The organism is Thermococcus profundus (assembly GCF_002214585.1).
Taxonomy (GTDB): Archaea; Methanobacteriota_B; Thermococci; order Thermococcales; family Thermococcaceae; genus Thermococcus; species Thermococcus profundus.
On sequence record NZ_CP014862.1, the window covers coordinates 358,476 to 378,330 of the forward strand.

The 19,855-nt window shown below is 55.0% G+C and carries 18 protein-coding genes; 13 read left to right on the forward strand and 5 right to left on the reverse strand.

Translation table 11 applies throughout. The annotated features are described in order from the left end of the window. Window positions 1-51 precede the first annotated feature (51 nt). Window positions 52-1,977: a S16 family serine protease gene (locus A3L09_RS01970; protein WP_088857386.1), complete on the reverse strand. Its 1,926-nt coding sequence runs from the start codon at window positions 1,975-1,977 to the stop codon at window positions 52-54. Window positions 1,978-2,099: 122 nt separating this feature from the next. On the opposite strand from A3L09_RS01970, the gene A3L09_RS01975 reads away from it, so the two are divergent. Genes A3L09_RS01975 through A3L09_RS01985 form a run of 3 tightly spaced genes read left to right on the forward strand, consistent with a single transcriptional unit; the run spans window position 2,100 to window position 4,411 of the window. Beyond that, entirely contained in the window at window positions 2,100-2,657 is a 558-nt protein-coding gene (locus A3L09_RS01975) for a universal stress protein (RefSeq protein ID WP_335755341.1), read from the forward strand. A gap of 14 nt (window positions 2,658-2,671) precedes the next feature. Beyond that, window positions 2,672-3,952, forward strand: a complete 1,281-nt coding sequence (locus tag A3L09_RS01980; RefSeq protein WP_088857388.1) for an ArsB/NhaD family transporter — start codon at window positions 2,672-2,674, stop codon at window positions 3,950-3,952. Between the two features lie 3 nt (window positions 3,953-3,955). After that, window positions 3,956-4,411, forward strand: coding sequence for a universal stress protein (locus tag A3L09_RS01985; RefSeq protein WP_088857389.1), 456 nt, complete (start codon window positions 3,956-3,958; stop codon window positions 4,409-4,411). Here the strand turns inward: A3L09_RS01985 and A3L09_RS01990 are convergent. Together A3L09_RS01990 and A3L09_RS01995 are read right to left on the reverse strand one after the other, a co-directional pair. After that, window positions 4,408-5,727, reverse strand: a complete 1,320-nt coding sequence (locus A3L09_RS01990) for a TldD/PmbA family protein (RefSeq protein ID WP_335755342.1) — start codon at window positions 5,725-5,727, stop codon at window positions 4,408-4,410. The two genes, A3L09_RS01985 and A3L09_RS01990, sit on opposite strands and share 4 nt — an antisense overlap. Continuing rightward, entirely contained in the window at window positions 5,727-7,091 is a 1,365-nt protein-coding gene (locus tag A3L09_RS01995; protein WP_088857391.1) for a TldD/PmbA family protein, read from the reverse strand. The genes A3L09_RS01990 and A3L09_RS01995 overlap by 1 nt, the downstream gene beginning before the upstream one ends. Before the next feature lie 111 nt (window positions 7,092-7,202). On the opposite strand from A3L09_RS01995, the gene A3L09_RS02000 reads away from it, so the two are divergent. Beyond that, on the forward strand, window positions 7,203-7,859 hold the full coding sequence (locus A3L09_RS02000; RefSeq protein ID WP_088857392.1) for a DUF257 family protein: 657 nt from the start codon (window positions 7,203-7,205) through the stop codon (window positions 7,857-7,859). Window positions 7,860-7,906: 47 nt separating this feature from the next. Then, complete coding sequence (locus tag A3L09_RS02005) at window positions 7,907-10,207, forward strand: alpha-amylase family glycosyl hydrolase (RefSeq protein WP_088857393.1); 2,301 nt, start codon at window positions 7,907-7,909, stop codon at window positions 10,205-10,207. On the opposite strand, the gene A3L09_RS02010 is transcribed toward A3L09_RS02005, so the two are convergent. Next, complete coding sequence (locus A3L09_RS02010; protein WP_088858951.1) at window positions 10,204-10,791, reverse strand: PH domain-containing protein; 588 nt, start codon at window positions 10,789-10,791, stop codon at window positions 10,204-10,206. The genes A3L09_RS02005 and A3L09_RS02010 overlap by 4 nt on opposite strands. A gap of 91 nt (window positions 10,792-10,882) precedes the next feature. On the opposite strand from A3L09_RS02010, the gene A3L09_RS02015 reads away from it, so the two are divergent. The 8 genes from A3L09_RS02015 to A3L09_RS02050 all read left to right on the forward strand — a co-directional run bounded on the left by A3L09_RS02015 (window position 10,883) and on the right by A3L09_RS02050 (window position 18,757). Beyond that, window positions 10,883-11,668, forward strand: a complete 786-nt coding sequence (locus A3L09_RS02015) for a BtpA/SgcQ family protein (RefSeq protein ID WP_088857394.1) — start codon at window positions 10,883-10,885, stop codon at window positions 11,666-11,668. Window positions 11,669-11,867: 199 nt separating this feature from the next. Next, entirely contained in the window at window positions 11,868-13,796 is a 1,929-nt protein-coding gene (locus A3L09_RS02020) for a hypothetical protein (protein ID WP_088857395.1), read from the forward strand. Beyond that, the gene (locus tag A3L09_RS10935) at window positions 13,793-15,109 is read left to right on the forward strand and encodes a hypothetical protein (protein ID WP_198362280.1); all 1,317 of its coding nucleotides are present in this window, start codon (window positions 13,793-13,795) and stop codon (window positions 15,107-15,109) included. Before A3L09_RS02020 ends, A3L09_RS10935 begins: the two co-directional genes overlap by 4 nt. A 160-nt stretch (window positions 15,110-15,269) precedes the next feature. Then, on the forward strand, window positions 15,270-15,719 hold the full coding sequence (locus tag A3L09_RS02030; RefSeq protein WP_088857396.1) for a hypothetical protein: 450 nt from the start codon (window positions 15,270-15,272) through the stop codon (window positions 15,717-15,719). A 20-nt stretch (window positions 15,720-15,739) separates the two neighbouring features. Further along, window positions 15,740-16,123 carry a hypothetical protein gene (locus A3L09_RS02035; protein ID WP_088857397.1) on the forward strand — a complete coding sequence of 128 codons (384 nt, stop codon included), beginning with the start codon at window positions 15,740-15,742 and terminating at the stop codon, window positions 16,121-16,123. 9 nt (window positions 16,124-16,132) lie between these two features. Continuing rightward, window positions 16,133-16,849 (forward strand): hypothetical protein, encoded by a 717-nt coding sequence (locus tag A3L09_RS02040; RefSeq protein ID WP_088857398.1) that lies wholly within the window; start codon window positions 16,133-16,135, stop codon window positions 16,847-16,849. 133 nt (window positions 16,850-16,982) lie between these two features. Further along, window positions 16,983-18,332, forward strand: coding sequence for a phosphoglucosamine mutase (gene glmM / locus A3L09_RS02045; protein WP_088857399.1), 1,350 nt, complete (start codon window positions 16,983-16,985; stop codon window positions 18,330-18,332). Between the two features lie 2 nt (window positions 18,333-18,334). Next, window positions 18,335-18,757, forward strand: a complete 423-nt coding sequence (locus A3L09_RS02050; protein WP_088857400.1) for an EamA family transporter — start codon at window positions 18,335-18,337, stop codon at window positions 18,755-18,757. 13 nt (window positions 18,758-18,770) lie between these two features. On the opposite strand, the gene A3L09_RS02055 is transcribed toward A3L09_RS02050, so the two are convergent. Further along, entirely contained in the window at window positions 18,771-19,826 is a 1,056-nt protein-coding gene (locus A3L09_RS02055) for a DUF835 domain-containing protein (RefSeq protein WP_088857401.1), read from the reverse strand. Window positions 19,827-19,855 lie beyond the last annotated feature (29 nt).

Sequence of the window (19,855 nt, forward strand, 5' to 3'; positions counted from 1 at the left end):
AACTCTTTCCATTGACCTGCCGGTGGAAAAATTTTGAAAGAATAAGAGGCTTCAGCGCCTCCTCCTGAGGAGCGGCGACAATGCGAAAAGGCCTATAACCCCAGGTCCGCAGATCGAGGTTATTCCTGAGTTACTAGTTGTCGTGTTCCCTTGCTCGCCCGGGGTACTCGTGGTAGTTGGTTCCACAGTGCTTGTGCTGTTTGTCGGGCTGAGCGGGTTCGTCCAGGTTACCCCTGGGCTTGAGTTCACCTTCATCAGGAAAACGCCGGCGCTCTCCCTGGCGTACTGGTAGAATATCATGGCGTTCTCGATTCCTTCGGTGGTGTTCTCCTTCTCGTAGCTCTCGGCGAACTCGTAGTATGCTATGGCCAGGAGGGGCGTTATCCCCTTGGTCTGGGCCAAGCCTATGGCCGTCTTCGCTGCGGACTTCATGCTTTCAAGCTTGTCCTTCAGAACCGTGGTGTTGTCTATGGCGAGGGTGTCAAGGAAGACCTCCCCCCTGACCCTTGCCTCCATGGCAGTGAAGATCGCCGCCGAGTACTTTCCGTCGTCGTAGTACTCCTCCGCCTTCTGAATAGCGTCGCTCAGGGAGTTTCCGACCACGTTTCCGTACATTGACTCAATGTACGTCGCTATGAGGCTCGACTCGTCTATGTAGTTCCTGGCCGTGTCCCTGAGCTCCTCCCTCTCGATGACGTCGCCCTTTGCAAAGCGCTCACCCAGATTGGCCCAGAAGCGCGCGGTGTCTGCCCTCTCATATGCGTAGGCCGCGTTGCCAACGGCGTCCCAGTAGTCGGCGTTGTAGAAGTCTTTCCACGCGTCCTGGAGTAGGCTTTTGGCCTCCTCGATCCTCTCCTCGGCCGCGGCTACTGCCTGGAGCATGGTTACACCCCTGATCTGCTTGCTTGAAACGAGTTCTTCCGTTTCGTTTATGTACGAGTTCACCCTGGTGAGGAGGTTGCTGACGTCCTGGACGCTCTGAACGCTCATGTACCAGTCCACGTGCCTTATGACGATCCTTGCCTGGAAGTCCTTGCTCAGCGTGGTGTAGTACATTCCCCCGTCGAGGCTCTTCTTAGCCTGGTCCAGGATCGACTTGGCCTGATCGAGGGCCTCCTTCAGTGAGGTGTAGGTGGAGTAGTCGACGTTGCTTTCCTTGAGCTTGTTCAGGACTTCGCTGTAGTAGTCGGTTGTGTTCTGGTAGTCTTCCCTGGCGTCCCCCTCGAGGAAAGAGGTATCTATCTTTATCACGTCCGGGACTTTGGGCTTCTGGAGCCTGTGCCCGGTGAAGTAGTAGACCGCGTCGTAGATGTCCCTCACCTCCTTGACCTCGAGGCCCCACCTGTCTTTGGCGTACTGGGCAACGTCGACCTTCTCTGTCTTGGTGGTTATCTGGACGATGCCCCCTATGCTCTTCCGCTGGCTCTCCTGAACCACCTGAATCCTCTGGCCCTCGGGGATGAGGAAGAGCTTTGCACCGACGGAGGCGGCGGCGCTGGCCTTCTCAAGGATTCCGCCGACTGGCCCTATGGTGCCGTCCGGGTTTATCATGCCCGTCATCATAACGTCGCTCTTTACGTTCCAGCCCTCCAGGGCCGCGATTATTCCAACCGTCATTGTTCCTCCAGCCGAGGGACCGCCTATGATGGGTGAATCAGCCCTGACCTGGATGAACACGTCGTATTTGCTCATGTCCTTGCCCGTCACTTCTCCCGCTATCTGAGTGGCCAACCTTGCGCTGGCCTGCATGTCAACCTCCGCCAGCGGCCATGTCTCCAGGTAGACGTGCCCGCTACCTGGGGCGACGGTGACGACGAAGTCTGTTGCCACTCCAACGAACCTTCCGTCGGGCGTCCTTGACACTGCCGGGGCCTTTAAGACGACGGTGTGCCCTTCGCTGGGGCACTGGGCGCCCACTGCTGGAATGAGGGATAGGATGAAGATTAAAACTGCGGCGATGCTGTATAATTTTTTCATTCCCACCACCGGAGAATGTGGAGGGAGTGTTGTTAAATGGGTTTCGGTTTGCTGAACGCTTTCTGAACCATCGGTTCTGACCAAAAGGTTTAAATCTGCTTCATATGTCCCCCCCGCCGGGGATGGACATGGACATATTCAACCGGATCATATCGAGGAAGTTCAAGAACATCGCTGGAGACAGGTACGAGCAGATAGCAAAGCGCTATCGTGAGTTCCTCCTCCTGCCGGAAGAGCTCGTCCTGCCGGAGGTTCGCTCGATCCTGTTCCCCATAGATAGGTTCTCCCTTGATATCCCCGACGAGCTGTTGGAGACGCTGAGTGCCTATTCCGGTGCCTTCGTCAAGCTGGTCTACGTATCAGAGGAGCGGACGCTCCGTCTCATCGAGCAGACCCTAGGCGAGGAGGAGGCAGAAAAACTCAGGATGGAGAAGATCAGGTTCGCCCGCCAAACTGTCAAGGACTTCGCTCCGAAGCTTGAGCGGCTCGGGCTTTCAGTGCTCAAGGAACCGATCATAGGGAGCAAGAGCGATGACGTCATAGACATGATGTCCGCCCAGGATTTCGATCTCCTCGTCATCTCCAGGAGCTTTGGGGCGGAGCCCACCAAGACGTCTCCCACCAGCCCCGTCGTCCTCAAAATCCTTCAGCATATAGAGAAGCCGGTGATAATCTACTGAGGAGGTGAGAGTTCATGGATGTTCAGCTCGCAGTGGCGGTCCTCGTGTTCCTCTTTACGTACGCCCTCATAATAAGCGAGAGGGTTCACAGAACGGTAGCTGCCCTCTTCGGCGCGGCGGTGGTCCTTTTTCTGAAGGTGGTGCCGTGGGAGGCCATTCCTGAGTACCTTGATCTGGACACGATATTCCTCCTCATAGGCATGATGATAGTCGTCAACACGGCGAAGGAGAGCGGGCTCTTTGAGTACATCGCCATAAAGACCGCCAAGCTGGCCAAGGGGAGCCCCATGAAGGTGCTTCTCCTGTTCTCCGTGGTGACTGCCCTGGTCAGCTCGATACTCGACAACGTGACCACGGTTCTCCTCCTCACGCCAATGCTGATCTACATAACCCGCCTGATGGAGGTGGATCCCATACCCTTCCTCCTCTCCGAGGTGTTCGCCTCGAACATAGGAGGAACCGCGACGCTGATTGGGGATCCCCCCAACATCATGATCGGCTCAGCGGCGGGACTGAGCTTCAACGACTTCCTGATCAACATGGGGCCGATAGCTTTCCTCGATCTGTTCATAACCGTGCTTATAATCTACCTCGCCTACAGGGGAGAGATGAGGGTGAGCCCGAAAAGGCGGGAGAGACTGCTGTCGATCATAAACGGCCTTAAGGAAGAGGACGCCATAAAGGATCCCTCCCTCTTCAAGAAGTCTCTGGTCGTTATACTGTCAGTCGTGGCACTCTTCTTCATCCACGACAGACTGGGACTTGAGCCGGCCGTTGTGGCCCTCAGCGGCGCTTCTTTCCTGCTCCTCTGGAGCAGGCAGGATCCGGAGCACATACTCGAAAAGGTCGAGTGGACGGCGATATTCTTCTTCGTTGGTCTGTTCATAATAGTTGGCTCCCTCGTTGAGACGGGGGTCATCAGCGACGTCGCGAGCTGGATGATGGGCTACGTCCACTCAACCGGGGAGGCCATACTGATAATAACGTGGTTCTCGGCCATATCATCCGCCATAGTCGACAACATACCCCTCACGGCCACCATGATCCCTCTGATAAAGGCCATGGGGACTTCGATAAACACCTACCCGCTCTGGTGGGCCCTTTCCCTTGGGGCCTGTCTAGGAGGCAACGGAACTGCAATAGGTGCCAGCGCCAACGTTGTCGTCATTGGTATAGCAGGGAAGGAGGGGATAAGGATAACCTTCAACGACTTCCTCAAGATCGGCCTCACGATTATGTTCGCCACCGTGGCGGTTGGAACGGGTATTCTGTGGCTTCACTATGTGGGGGTGTGAAGAATGAGCGTTAAGATACTCGTCCTCATAGACGGCTCCAAGTGGAGCCAGAAGGCGGCCCTCCATGCGATTGCCGTGGCCAAGAAAAAGCGGGGCAAGGTCATCCTCTTCTCGGTCCTGGACAGGAGGGAAGCGAAGGCGATGGCCTTCAACCTGAGCATGTTCAGCGAGAGGCTCGACCACATAGAGCAGTTCGAGGAGGAGATATGGAGGGACATGAAGAAGGGCATCAAGAACATAATGACGACCCTCATGGAGCTCTGCCAGGAGGAGGGCGTCAACTGCTCCTTCAGGATAGTGGAGGGGCTGGCAAAAGAGAAGATACTGGAAGAGGCCAACTCCGGGAACTACACCATGGTGGTCATGGGCGCCTACGGGAGGAGCGGGAAGACCAGGATAGGCTCGCTCCTCGAGGAGGTCGTTGGAATGATCCACATTCCGACGATGATAGTTCGCTAGACTATCCTCAGCTCTGAAGCCACCCTTGGGCCGTAGAAGGCCCCACTTCTTTCCATCTCTTTTCCGACCCTTGATACCCTCTTTAGAACCTTGAAAACGTTCCCGGCTATCATGTTGCCCCTGAAGGGCGTTATCTCTCCGTTCCTGACTGAATAACCCAGCTCGACGGTGAGGGAGAAGTCCCCTGACACTGGGTTGGCCGTGTGCTCCCCGAAGACCTTCGAGACGATAACTCCATCCCAGTCCTCTAGGCCCTCCTCCCCAGGGCCTACTAAGATGTTGCTCGTCCCTATGTGGGGTACCGTTCTGAAGTCCCTGACTGCGTTTCCCGTTGATCCCAGTCCCAGAAGGCTTCCGTACGTGTGGTCGAGGAGGAAGTTTCTTAACTTTCCCCCGCTGATAAGCTCCTTCCCCCTTCCTGGAGAACCCTCTCCGTCGAACGGATAGCTTCCGGGGGAACCCTCCACCGTGGGGTCGTCGATTATGGTGAGCTTTTCTGATGTTACTTCATCTCCGATGTTCTCCGTGGAGAAGCGCGAACGGCCGTAGTAGACGCTCTCCCCGTAGAGGTTTTCAAGGAAGAGGTATACAAGGCTCTGAAGGGTATAATGCTCGATTAGGACCTCCCCTGAGAAAGGTTCGAGCTTTTTAGCTGAATAGCTTGCATCCGCATCATCGAGGGCCTTCGTTATGATTTTCCCCGCCTCATCGAAGCCGTCTATACCCGTGTAGCTCTGGGAGTGGTAGCCGTTTCCAGACCCGTTTCCCTTTCTGACTGCGTACGCCCAGAGGGAGAGGCCCGTCTTCCCGTCCCCTACTTCCACCCCGTTGGAATTCACCAGACCCCTTTTCACGAAGGCGAGGCCCAATCCGCCTGAGAACGTGTACTCCCTTCCTTTCTTCTCCTTTAACTCGGCCATCATCCCCGAGTACTCCTCGGCCATTTCATAGGCTTCCTCAAAGGGCATCTCCTCTATTCTGCTGTCGTAGAGCCCCTTAATCGCTGGAAGCTTTCCCTCCACACTTGGAAATCCCCTGAACGGGACGGAGCCTACTTTGGCGAGCTTCTCCGCCCTCTTGACGAGCCCTTCCAGGGTTTCCCTATCGTGGGTGAGGCCGGTCACGTATGAGAAGCCGGTTCTCCCGTTGATACCGACCCTAAGTCCGATCCCGGAGAAGAACTTCCTCTGGGATCTCTCAAGCCTCTCCCGCTCTATCCTGAAAGATCCGCTCCTTCCGCTCTCCCAGTAGATCTCCCACTCCAGGTTTTTCCTTTCGAGTATTCCTATCAGAGCATCAACGGCCTCCATTCCCATCACCTCAGCCCTCCAACTACTGCCCTCGTTAGGACGTGCGGCCCGCCGTCGTCCACGGGAACCCACTGGCCTTTGCCGCAGTAGCCCGGGAAGCTCACCTCGACGTCCCTTCCCACTGCCCTTATGTTCCTCAGCACTTCAAGCAGGTTCCCGGAGAGCGAGACATCTTTTACGTGGGTCTTGATCTCCCCGTTCTCTATTATGTATCCCTCCCGGGCCCCGAAGGTGAAGGTGCCGCTCGCGACGTCGACTTCTCCCCCCTTGTCCCCTATCATGTAGAGGCCGTGCTTCACCTCTTCGAACATCTCCTCAGGTTTCCAGCTTCCAGCTTCAACGTAGGTGTTGCTCATCCTGACGAGGGGCTGGTGGGCGTAGCTCTGGGCTCTCCCGTGTCCGTTGGGCTCCAGACCGAGAACTGCCGCCGTTTCCCTGTCGGTCATGTACTCGCTGAGGATCCCTTTCTTGATGATCTCGACCCTCCTTCCTTTTATTCCCTCGTCGTCGTATGTGTAGGATCCGAACTTTTCTGGTAAAGTTGGATCGTCCACAACCGTTAGCTCGTCGATGCCCACCCTCTCACCTAGCTTTCCGATGAATATGCTCTCCCCGTTCTTGATTGCGTCCGCCTCTGCCGCGTGGCCAACGGCCTCGTGGATGAAAACACCAGTGAGTTCCGGATCCATGATAACGTCGAACTCACCAGAGGGGGGAGCTTCGGCTTTCAGGAGCTCTCTGGCTTTTCTGGAGACGAAGTCCGTCCACTCCTCAACGTCTACCCTCTCGATGATCTCCCAGCCCCCGGTTCCTCCGAAGGCCTTCCAGTACTCTTGCATGCTCCCGTTCTCCATCGCCGTTGCCGTGAGCCTGAGCCTCACCCGGGAAGTCAGCGTTCTTATCTCGCTCCCCACGGAGTTGAGATAGAGCACCTCTTTCGTTCCCTCCCCATAGCTCGTGCCCCTGTTCTTTATTTTCTCCCCCTGAAGGAGCTTATCTGCTTCTTTCACAAGTTTGAGCTTCTCTTCAAGATCGACGTCCTCCAGTTTTATCCTTCCCGCGAGCTCGGCTCGATCTTCAACAGGGTCCCCCTTGTATATCCCTGAGTTTCCCTTTGAGAGCTTGGCTATCTTCATGGCGGTCTCTATGACCTTCTCCGCCCTGGAAAGGTCGTTGGCCGATGAGAAACCCCAGCCGTTTTTGAAAGCCCTCACGCTTATTCCCCTTTCGAGGTCGCTTGAAAGGCCCTCCAGCTGGCCGTTCTGCATCGATACCGAAACCGCGCTGACCCTCGCTATTCGGATCTCAAAGTACTCAACCCCGTGTTTGGCGGCCGCTTTCTCCGCCATCTTCAGGATTCTCTCCTCCATCCTCTCACATCCTACAATTTTGAACTACCGTGACCCCATCATCAACATCACCCTCGATCGAAAGGAAACATTAATAACTGTTGTCGTCTATTATGTTCCTGGGTGGGAGCCGTGCCTGAGGATCTATCGTCGTTCTTCTCTGGCCTGAAGTTCGGGGAGACGGTTATAATTGAGTATCAGTCGACGTCATATCCCGAAGTGCTGTTTCACCTGCTTCAGAACTTCTGCTCGGCCAACTCCATGCAGGTTCTCATCGATGACATCGTAGATACCTATCCCCAGTTCGTCAGCGGCATGAAGGCCCTCGGTTTCGAGCCTGGAAGTGCGCTCGTTATAAAGATCGGCGGGGGAAAGATTGAGGCGGGAACGGTCGTGGAAAGACTGGACGTGGACAAGTACTCTATCCCTGTGAACCACTACCGGAACGTGGTCGGCAGGATTCCCAATCTGAGGGAGGAGTACATAAACCCCGTTCTGGGGGTCCACAAGTTCCCCCTGCTCCTCACTAAGAGGGAGTTGCTGTCTTTCCTTGCCACGGTCTCCACGTTCGTTGGCGACACCTCCAGGATAGCCGTCTATTTCATAAATCGGGACGTTGTGGATGCGATTGAGCCCAGCTTCCTCCCGATGTTCGAGGAGATAGCCACCACGGTGGCCGAGTGGTACAGGGATGGCTCGGACTTCGTTCTCAGCGTTATCAAGGCCGCCAATCCGGAGCTCCTTGAGAAGGAGTACAGACTTAAGGTTGAGGAAGTCCTGAAGGGATAAAGTTAAACTTTTAACCCCCTTTCTCTACCACCCTCGGTGATACTTAGATGGGAAAGAGACTTGGGGTGTTCCTCCTGCTCTTTTTGCTGACTGGCTTCCTCGCGCCCGTGAGCGCTCAGTACTCCGTTCCCGAGCGTGGGGTCATCTATCAAGTCATGGTGGACAGGTTCTACGACGGAAACCAGAGCAACAACGAGCCCTTCTACGATGCATCGCACACGGACTATCGTATGTACTGGGGCGGAGACCTGGAAGGTCTGATCCAGAAGCTTGACTACATAAAGAGCCTGGGGGTTGATATGATCTGGGTGTCCCCGCTGAACGACAACATAAACAAGATGGCCTACGCCTCGGCACCGTACCACGGCTACTGGCCGCAGGACTTCAAGAGGATCGAGGAGCACTTTGGAACCTGGGAGACGTTCAGGAAGCTCGTCGAGGAGGCGAGAAAGCGCGGGATATGCGTCATAGTAGACTACGTCCCCAACCACTCCAACCCCGCCACCGCCGGTTCCTACGGGGCCCTCTACGACAACGGCACAAGGGTGGCCGACTACCTCCACGACGAGGATAGGGCCAAGGTAAACCCGTATACTGGTAGCAAAGAGCACATCTACCATCACAACGGCGACATAGGCGAGTGGTACGGCTTCCAGCTCAAGTACGCGAACCTCTACGGCCTGGCCGACTTCAACCAGCACAACCCGTGGGTTGACGGCTACCTCAAGGAGGGCGCTGAACTGTTTGCCGATGCCGGGGCCTGCGGCTTCAGGGTCGATGCAGTGAAGCACATGGACCTCGGCTGGCTGGAGACCCTTTACCTATCCCTCTACAGGAAGGGGCCCCTCTTCATCTACGGTGAGTACTACAACACGAAGCCCGATGAAACGGACGACCTCTTCTACTTCTACCAGTACTCCAACGTTACCCCGCTCCTCAGCATCCCCATCAGGGAGACCTTGGCCAACACCTTCGCCTATGGAGGGAGCTTGAAGCGCCTTTCCAAGACCCTCACCGGCTACTACTCCCGCTTTGTGTATCCGAACAAGGCCATCAACTTCCTCGACAGTCACGACCTCGTCAGGTTCCTCAACATGAACCGCAACAGGGACAGGTTCCACATGGCCCTCGCCCTCACCATGACGCTCCCGGGGATCCCGGTGATCTACTACGGCGACGAGAGCTACCTCGTCAGCAAGGATGGCCAGGGCGACCCATACAACAGGCCCATGATGGTTTTCAACAACACGACGGAGGCCGCGAGAATAATCAGAACCCTTGCTGAGCTCAGAAAGGCCAACGACGCCCTCGCCTTCGGTGACTTCAGAACGCTCTACGCTGACTATAGAATCTGGGTCTTCGAGAGAACCTTCGGGAACCACTCCCTCCTGGTGGCGGTCAACAAGGGGAATGAGAAAGAGCTCAACCTGACCCTCAACTGGCCGGATGGAAACTACACCGATGCCCTCTACGGTGTGGGAATGGAGGTCAGAAATGGAACGGCGTCCCTCAGCATACCTTCCAGCAAAGTGCTCGTCTTCCACAGGGAAGGGAGGCAGGAAAAGCCCCTCATCGGTTCAATAACGCCCTACGCGGCGGAGCCCGGGGACGAGATAGTCCTGGGAGGAGCCGCGTTTGGGGCTGGAGGGGAGGTCTTCGTTGGAGGAGTGAAGGCCAACGTCACCCATTGGGGCAACGGGACTGTTGCGTTCATCCTTCCCGAACTTAAGAACCCACAGGGATGGATTGACGTCTACATACGCACCCCGGATGGCGAGAGCAACCACGTAAAGCTCAGGTACTATTCAGGCAACGAGATTCCGGCCCTCATAGCCATCCCCGCCGGCGACCTCAAGGGCTACCTCTGGATAAAGGGGAACCTCCCGGAGCTCTCGGAGCCGAGACCCCTCCTCAAATCCGACACCGGCTACTACTTCACCGTTGCCCCCCTGCCCAACGGCACCTCCTTCGAGGTCGAGCTATACGACGGCCTTCCCTGGGAGGAGCTTGAGCCGACCGGAAGGATCTACCACGGAACGGCCAACTGGACGACAGTCCTTGAGCCCGGGCCGCTCCCGAGGCCAACGGCCACGACAACCACAACGACTACAACCACTTCCACAACGGCAACAACGACTGCAACAACTACGACTATCAGTGTGGGAACAGCCACAATGGCAACCACGACTACGACCACGACTGCAACGACTCAGGAAACGACCCCGAGCACGACCGCAACAACCACGACGACTCCAACAACAACGTCTGCATCAGAAAAAGGTGGGATATGCGGGCCCGCCTTCATCGCGGGGCTCCCGTTGCTGGCGCTCTTCCTCAAGAGGCGTTAAATTTTTTCGAGGAGCTTTTTCCTCTTTTCTTCGTACTCCTCCTGACTTATGACGCCCATGTCCAGAAGCTCCTTGAGCTTCTTCAGCTGCTCCATTGGGTCTTCCTTCTCCACCTGAACGGGGGCCTGGGCCGGCTGATAAGCCGGCATCGTCCTCGTTATGAATTCTTTCGGCTTCTTGAGAACCCACGTCTCACTCGTGAACCTCTTGTTGACCTCTATCGACACGGGTTCAACTGCTATCGCGTTAAGGGCGTCCTTTATGGCGTTTATGGCCTTTCTTGCCTCCTCCTTGTTCATCCAGCCCAGCTTGAGCGTTATCTCCTCCTCCCCCTGGATTATGAACTCCGAACTCATGACCCCGAGCTTTACCGTTACCTGCTCGAGCTTCTGGTATGGGAGGGCCTTGAGGTCGTACCTCCCGAAAACCTTCTCATCGAGGTATATTATCCTTCTATCGGTAACGAGAAGCCACTTCGGCTTTTCGAGGCTTATCTTCTTTCTGATCGAGAACAGCACCCTTTCGTTTGGTTCAAGGTGTCTCAAAACTGACTTTGGTAGTTTGGGGTTTTCCTCAAGTCCCATCTCCTTCACCTGGATACCCTTCGCGCTCATCGTATATCTACCTTCCGGCAGGTTTAATTATCCCGGCGGATACGTTAGAGGTGGTGATAGCATGGACTTCGAGAGAAAGCCCCTCATAGGGATGGTTCACCTAAAGCCCCTTCCCGGCTCGTACCTCTACGATGGGGACTTTGATAGCGTGATAGAGGCCGCTCTGAGGGACGCGAGAACGCTGGAGGAAGCGGGCTTCGACGCGATCATGGTGGAGAACTTCGGCGACGTTCCGTTTCCAAAGTACGCCGACAAAACCACTGTCGCCGCTATGGCAGTGGTGGCGAAGGCTATCCGCGATGAAACGTCCATCCCCCTGGGCGTAAACGTCCTCAGGAACGACGGGATTGCCGCTTACTCAATAGCCTACGCAGTAAAGGCGGACTTCATAAGGGTGAATGTCCTCAGTGGCGTCGCCTACACCGACCAGGGAGTAATAGAGGGCATAGCCCACGAGCTTGCGATGCTGAGGAAAAGACTGCCCTCAAAGATAAAGGTATTCGCCGATGTGCACGTGAAGCATGCGGTACACTTCGGTGACTTTGAGGACGCCCTCCTCGACACCGTTGAGAGGGGCTTGGCGGATGCAGTTGTGGTCAGCGGGAAGGCAACTGGAAGGCCTGTTGACGTTGAGAAGCTCGCGCTCGCGAAGAAAATCTCGCCAGTCCCGGTGATAGTGGGATCGGGAACGAGCTACGACAATCTCCCTGCCCTCTGGCCACACGCCGACGGCTTCATTGTGGGCACGTGGATAAAGCGTGAGGGGAAGGTGGAGAAAGAGATATCTCTGAAGCGGGCAGGAAAGCTGGTCGAGCTGGCCGATAAACTCCGGAGAAATTCTCTGTAATTTCTCCTTTTTATCGAATTTTATTTTGCGAAATGCTTATTACCCAGAAGTGCGTAACTTGTACAAAAGGAACCTGTCCCGCTTTTCTATTTCGCGGGTGGTTTCTTGGGAAGGCGATGGATGTGAAGAATGTGAACTACTTTGGGCCTTTCGGGCCCCTTTTGAGTGTTCCGTTCTGGTTCATTGAGAGGTGTGGAAAATGAGACGTGAGGTTCTTGTTTTTCTCATCATGGCACCGTTGCTTTTGAAAATTCCACCGGCGGCTGGCACTTCAAGCGCGTGTCTTACGGCCGATGAGACGAGGGTGTACTTTCCCACTGTCTCAGAGCTGGCCGCGCTGGGTTTATCCGGCATTCAGGCGAGTGAAGACCTCGGCTGGGAGGACTGTCCATCCCACGAGGCCAAAATGGAATACACCGGAATCTACGGTGGAGTCGCTAAGGTATACGTCAGCGTGATGGTTCACATCGTTAGGGGGTTTTCGGAGCCCTCCCCTGCCTTTTCGGTGTACAAGTTTACCGTCCCCCAGGCTGGTGAGAACTGTCATCTTCAGGGTGACGAGATGGCCTATACCCTTGAATGCCCAACCGACAGGAGGGACAACATAACCTACCCCAATGGGGGCATGACCGTTCTGGTGGAGCACGAGTCCACTTACACAGCGGGAAAGATAATCGGCGGCTATTCATGCGCCGACGATCCGTCCTACATGTGCTCCTCGGGAAGTCCAGTTGTCAAGGTCTGGGTGTACGTCTACAGCAAGGACGAGGACAACACGACCTTTGACACCGCCCTCGTTCTGGGCCCATCCATATACAACCTAGTTCTCCAGAAGGTATCGGGAGTCCCTTCCGCCAACGTCACCGAGACAGAGACCGCGACGACTTCTCCGGCCGGCCCGCCGGAGGTTTCCATCCTCTCCCCTGCGGACGGCCAAACGATCTACTTCGAGCCGGGGAAGCCCCTGACGTTCGAGATACGGGTCAAGGTCACCGACGGCGACCTGACCTACGCGGGGGCGCACTACGAGAGCGGCTCTCCGAAGGTGGTGATGGTCGGCGGGGAGCTCCAGCCAAAGCTCGGGAGGAACGGTGGAGTTGGATCCGTAACCGTGACCTTAGGGCCCGGATACCTCGGGAACGTTACCGGCGTTGTAAAGGCATACGCCAAGGATGAAGCGGGAAACGACGTTGAGAGGAGCATAACCGTATACCTCAGGGAGAAAACTTCAAGCCCCAGCGCGCCCCCGACATCTTCCACCGGCACCTCTGGGGGGTTTGGCACATCCTCGGGCCAACAGTCGGGTGGAGAGGTAACGGCCGGCGATCCATCGAAGTTTGGAAACCTCTTCAAGGGCATTAGGAGTGGCCCCGTTCTCAGCGGCCCAGCGAAGCTCAGGATGAAGGCAACCCTTGACAGGCTCAAGGGAATAGGGAGCGCTGAGGGCCTTGAAGCCGTTGAGATCAAAACTCCCTACGGAAAGGACGTCAAGGTTTTCCAGAAGGACGAGAACGTGAAGGCCAAGAAGGGCTCCTCCCTGTGGTTTAAGCTCAAATATTACACCGGCAAGGCCCTTGACAACGTCATTGACTCGGCCTCGGGTGCCCTCGACAGTTTAGTGGAGAAGGTCATGCCTTCCCCGGTCGGCCTCTTTAAGGACTACGTCAAGGCCTACAAGGATTCACAGATCTTCCAGGGGGATTCAGCAACGCAGAAAACCATGAGCGACCTGCACGTTAGCAAGGGGAGTGCAGAGAGCTACAACGAAATGTCTGGGATAGAGGACAGGGAGCTATCCCTTTCCCCCTACAAGAACGCGGTTCCCTCAAGCCCCGTAACCAAACCGCTGGAGCTCACGATAGGGGCTCTCGGAACCGGCTTCAAGAAGTGCCTCGCCCACGACTACGAGTGGGAGTTCAGGAAGACGGCCGAGAGGGCTCTATTCTACAAGAAGCTCGGCATGAAGTACAGGGACATCATACTTAGAACCATAGCGGACGTTGAGGAGGAGACGAGCTACGACCACAAGGTTCAGACGATGAACGCCCAGTCCAAAGGGGACTACAGAGACCAGGAGACGAGGATACGCTACTACATCAACAGGCTCTACGGGGAGGGTAAGATATGAAGGGAAAGGTCATCTTCCTGCTCCTACTCCTGATTGCTGGATACCTCTACTTCAATGGCTATATCGAAGTCCCCGACAACAACCCCTATTCCGGAAGCTCAGGTTCAGGGAGCTTCAGCAACGGGCTCACACCCGGCGATGCCCAGAACCTCAGGCAGTCGGTCATCTCAATGGGTGCGTCGGATGCCTACGTATCGCTGTCGAGCGGGAGAACCCTCGTCCAGTTCGAGGCCCCGAGCGTAGGCGAGGCCCTGATGGGGATGGCCTACGAGATAGCCAAGAAGGCCTACGAGGCAAATCCGGTCGATGACGTTAGGGTCGAGGCCTACTATCTCGGCGAGCCGATTTTGGGGTTGACCATAGACAACGGCGACTTCGACAACCCCGAATTTGAGGATATAAGAAGACCGGAGTTCAAGGTCGAGTCCGACCTCTGGATATTCGATGTCATAGTCGAGGACGTCACGATCACCAACGAAACCGCCAGCGTCACACTTGAGTACCTCGCCGATGGGGACGGCTTCTGGAGGGACTACTTCGGGATGGGCTTCCTCATCCTCGAGGATGCCCCTTGGGTTGAGGAGATCTCAATAACCTACCTCGCCGACAACGGGAGCTTAACAGTGTCCACTTCAAGCGACGACCTACTGAAGCTCCATTCGGGAGAAATCACGACAGATGAACTTCCCAGCATAGTCCACGTAAGCGTTGGGAATGCCGGTAAAGATAGCGGGTCCAAGTGCGCCCCAAGCAAGGAGGAGGCTTACAAGCTCTTCGTCCAGGCCTACAACAACGTCACCTCCCTCCAGGCAAACAACGCGAGCGATGAGAAGATTCAGGAAGCCTACGCAAAATACCAGAAGGCCAGGGCCTGCTACGAGTCTTTCCAGAGCTCAACGACCTCCGCGGCTTCCAGCGGGGAGGTGGGAGAAATCAGAAATGCAACCCTCGACACCAATGGGGCGGTGGCGATAAAGTTCTCCACAGGCGAGGTGAAGGGCTCCGACGAGATAGGAGCTGACATGTGGAAGGACGTTGACGTGGCCGTGGAACCGTGGTGCGTTGATTATCCGGCTTTGCTCGGCCACTGGATTGACTTCGGTGAGGGGAGCCTCGATACCCTGGACCCGAACATGGTGCCGACTTCAGGTTATCCAGTGAACGAAGTGAGCGGCGAGATAAAGGCGGGACACCTCTACGTGAACCTCAACTCCGACGGAACGCTTACCGCTTTTGAGCTCATATCCCATGAGCAAATCGGCGACTGCTCCCACAGAATAACCATAAGGTACGCAAACTTTGGAGGGGGCTGAGACGGAACCCCTAACCGGACTCCACGTCTTCGGCCCGCTTCTGGGCCTTTTCCTTCTTTTGGTAGCGTTAGCTCTCCTTGTTTTGTTTGCAAAGCTGGCTTTAATGCTCATTAGGAGGCTTGTTTGATGAGATTGGAAAGAAAATGGGAAGGTGTTTGATATGGAGAAAGTGGTTTATGTTATACCCAACCTGGAGTACCACAAGGGCTTCCTGAAGAACGCTCTTGTAAACCTTGTTGTCACAGACCAGAGGATAATCATCGCCCACGTGAAGAAGGAGATGATTCAGAAGGCGAGAGAGGAGGCGAAGGCGAGGGGAGACGGCTTCTTCAAGAGAATCTCTTCCGGCTGGACGATGCACGAGCGCTATTACGAGATGTCTCCCGAGGACATAGCCAGTGAGGCCTCTGAGAACTTCTCGATCCCTCTGAACGGGATAAAGGAGGTCAAGCTCAAGAGCGGCAACCCTGACGAGGGCAAGAAGGACGAGATGGAGATAAAGTGGAAGGAGAAGAGCAAGTTCTCCGGGAACATGAACCAGCGGGAGATAAAGAAGAAGCTCTCCGGCCTCGGCGTTAAGGTCAAGGGAGGGGGCTTCTTTGGGTTTTAAAGGTAACGGAGGTGAGATATATGGGACTCATTAAAAAGCTCCTCGTTGGCTTTCTAGTGCTGTTAGTCCTTGGTGTTGCGGGAATCTTCGGCATGCAGTACTACTACAACACCTTCTACGAGAAGGTTCCGGTTGAAGTAAAGACCCAAACCGTCAGCGGCGACGTCTTCTACCTTTCACACGTCCTTGAGCCGGGGAAGTACTACATAAACGCGAGCAGCACCGGAACCGTGGAGAAGATAACGATCCTGGACGAGAACGGAAACGTCCTAACTGAGTCGGAAACGGACAGCATGATATACGGCTCGAGCAAGGCCTTCCAGGTGCGGGTTGACTACAAAAGCCCGACTAACGTCGATAGCTACACCGTGAAAGTCGGAATCTACAGGCTCGTGAAGAAGTGAGGTGGGAAAATGAGGAAGCTCTACGCGCTTTCGGCCCTGCTGCTCGTGGTTGTGGTGCTCGCAAGCGGCTGTGAGAACCCAAAGACGAACGTTAAGACCGAGAAAACGCTCACGATAAACGACGTTACGGTTCACTACTCCGGCGATGTATCTATGAGTCAAGCGAAGGAGGTCATAAACTTCATCTACAACTACTTTGATGTAACTGGAAAGACCGATGTCTACCTGGAGAAAGCGAACGGCCGCTACAAAGTCGGGATAGTAACGCCCTACAAGAGCTCTGACGAGATGGGTGGACAGATGAAGTTCGCAATAACTCTTGCAGCCTCCCGTCTCTCGCAGGACGTCTTCAACGGAGAACCTGTGGTTCTCCAGTACCTCTCACCGGACAATGATGTTCTCATCTCAGCAGAGAGCAGGTACCGCTACCTCGAGAACAGCAGGATATACGTGTGGTATTCAGGCATTGGCCAGGAGGAAGCCGGAAAAGTCCTGGATTACCTTGTGGGCTTCGCTGGACAGGGACCGTGGGACGTGATCCTTGAAAAGAGCGGCTCCACCTACCACGTTAGGGCCATGAGTTCATTCACCACCGTTGACGAGGCGAACTCCGCGAAGGACACGTACCTTGAGCTGGTCTCGGGCCTTGAGGAGAGGCTGAACGGAGACGTCGTTCTCCACGTGCTTGATCCAGATGGGAACGAGCTGACGACATTCGGTCCGTGAACTCGGCCCTTTGAGTTCTCTGCTTTTTGTGTTCTCTTCTTTTCTCGGAAAGTTAACCTCTATCCATGCTCCCGGCGGAAAGGTTATATTGCCCATTCCATACTCACAACCATAACTCTCACGGGTGGTCATCATGGGGAAGTACTTTGGAACCAGCGGAATCAGGGAGGTCTTCAACGAGAGGCTGACGCCGGAGCTGGCCCTTAAAGTTGGAAAGGCCATTGGAACTTACCTTGACGGCGGAACCGTCGTCATCGGCAAGGACACGAGGACGAGCGGAGAGGTTATCAAATCTGCGGTTATAAGTGGACTCCTAAGCGCGGGCGTTGACGTGATTGACATTGGTCTATCCCCAACCCCACTCACGGGCTTTGCGATAAAGCTCTATGGAGCAGATGCTGGGGTTACCATAACGGCTTCCCATAATCCACCGGAATACAACGGCATAAAGGTCTGGCAGGCCAACGGTATGGCCTACACTCCGGAGATGGAGAACGAGCTTGAGGCAATAATGGACTCCGGAAACTTCAAAAAAGCATCTTGGAACGAGATTGGAGCGCTCAGAACTGCGGATCCGCGTGGGGAGTACATAAAAGCGGCATTAAAGTTCATCGGGCTTGAGAACTCCTACACTGTAGTTCTCGATGCCGGAAACGGTGCAGGCTCTATCATAAGTCCCTACCTCCAGCGTGAGCTCGGCAACAGGGTAATCTCGCTCAACTCCCACTCGAGCGGCTTCTTCGTCAGGGAGCTTGAACCTAACTCAAAGAGCCTTTCCGCACTGGCAAAGACCGTTAAAGCAATGAAAGCGGACGTTGGGATAGCCCACGACGGTGACGCCGACAGGATTGGGGTCGTTGATGACCAGGGAAACTTCGTCGAATACGAGGTCATGCTCTCGCTCATAGCGGGCTACATGCTGAGGAAGTTTGGGAAGGGGAAGATCGTAACGACTGTTGATGCGGGCTTCGCTTTGGACGACTATGTAAGGCCCCTCGGAGGGGAGGTTATAAGGACTCGCGTTGGGGACGTTGCCGTTGCCGACGAGCTTGCCAAGCATGGGGGAATCTTCGGCGGCGAGCCGAGCGGAACCTGGATAATCCCGCAGTGGAACCTCACTCCGGACGGAATCTTCGCCGGGGCTCTGGTTCTGGAGATGATCGACAGGCTGGGGCCGATAAGCGAGCTGGCAAAGGAAGTCCCGCGCTACGCAACCCTCCGCGCCAAGATCCCCTGCCCGAACGAGAAGAAGGCAAAGGCAATGGAGATAATAGCCCGCGAGGCCCTGAACGCCTTTGACTACGACAGGCTGATAGACATCGATGGGATCAGGATAGAGAACTCAGAGTGGTGGATACTGTTTAGACCGAGCGGGACCGAGCCGATAATGAGGATAACCCTTGAGGCCCATACAGCGGAGAAGGCAAAGGAGCTGATGGAGAAGGCCGAAAAGCTTGTAAAGAAGGCCATCTCGGAGGCTTGACAGTGAAAATTCCTCTCTACATTATTTACGCCCTTCTCGCGGCTTTCTTTGCCGCTTTGGTTCCGATCTTTGGAAAACTTGGCCTTAGGGACGTCGATTCAACGGTAGCTACGGTTATCAGGGCGTTCATAATGTTCGCCTTTCTCCTTTTCGTCGCGCTCATAACGGGCAAGACGAACACAGCAGGCTTTGACCACCGCGCCCTCTTCTTAGTAACCCTCTCGGGCCTCGCTGGGGCTCTTTCCTGGCTCTTCTACTTTATGGCAATAAAGAACGGAAAAACCACGGCCGTCATCGCGATAGACAAGACGAGCGTTGCCCTCGCGATAGTTCTTGCGTGGATTGTTCTGAGGGAGGAGTTCACTTTGAGATCCGCTGTGGGAGCGCTGTTGATAGTTATAGGAGCGCTGCTGGTATCTCTGTGATTCATGGTGACGATCATCCTGTAATTCTCTGGAGGATGTGCCACTCCTTCTCGTCCCATACCTTGCTGTCCGTTACTACAATCACCCTCCCTCTGTTGGCGTAAGCTATGTCCCTCAGCGTGCTGAGAAACTTGGCAATCGCGTTAAAGCCATTGTACATGCTGAGATACTCAACACCGTCAACAATAACTATACCTTCATTCCCAGCGGTTCTGAGGTGTTTGTTCACGATTTCCGTGATTTTTGGTAGGTTTGTGGGGTTTATAGTATACCCCTGATTTACTTGACTTAGGGGGTACACCGTCCATTTCTCTGGCATCTCCCGAGGTTTCCGGGTAAAGACCAGTACTGGATGATCGTGGTATGTCTGGAGGAGCTTCTCGTATTCTTCGGAGGTCACCAGGGTGAGTCCAGCTTTTAATTTTCCCTCTGTATTAAGGTCTTCGGAGTGGGGTTTCATGAATTCTTCATGGCTGGCGAACTTCACAAAGAAATACGCAATGAGAACGACCAGGAATGCCGCTATGGAGAACCCTATAGGTGCGAACCACTCAACTGGGCGGAGGAAGGGATAGTCCATCTTATGTAGTCCGTACAGGATGAGCATGCTTCCAAGATACCTTGTCCACCTTCCGTAGATGCCTCCCAGATCCGCGATTAAAACACCGGAAAGCAAAAAGAACAGCCCTGAACTCGCGTACGCAACGCTCAGGGCGGCAAACCAGCTGAAGTTGCCTGAGCGCGTGACGGCGAGCATGTATACCGTCAGAAAAAGTGGGGTTATGGAAACGTAGTAGCCTCTGCCGACGGTGAGTGAAAACTCTTCTTCTATGAGTGTTAGGCTGCCATAAAAGAGGAGTGACGCTGACAGTGCCTCCATGATTGCTGGGACTTCTTTAACTCCTGTTATTTCTCCCAGAACTGAAAGTGAGGAGGTTAAAAGTACAAAGGCAAAAATAAGGGCTGACTTTCTTAGTGAGTGCCGGTAAGAGTGGAACAGATAAAGAGATGCGAATAGCTTTGCCCCTACGTTAAGGGACTGCCCGATGAGGAGTATGGTTGGGTCCATCCTGCCTCATCCCATCCCAACTTAAGGTA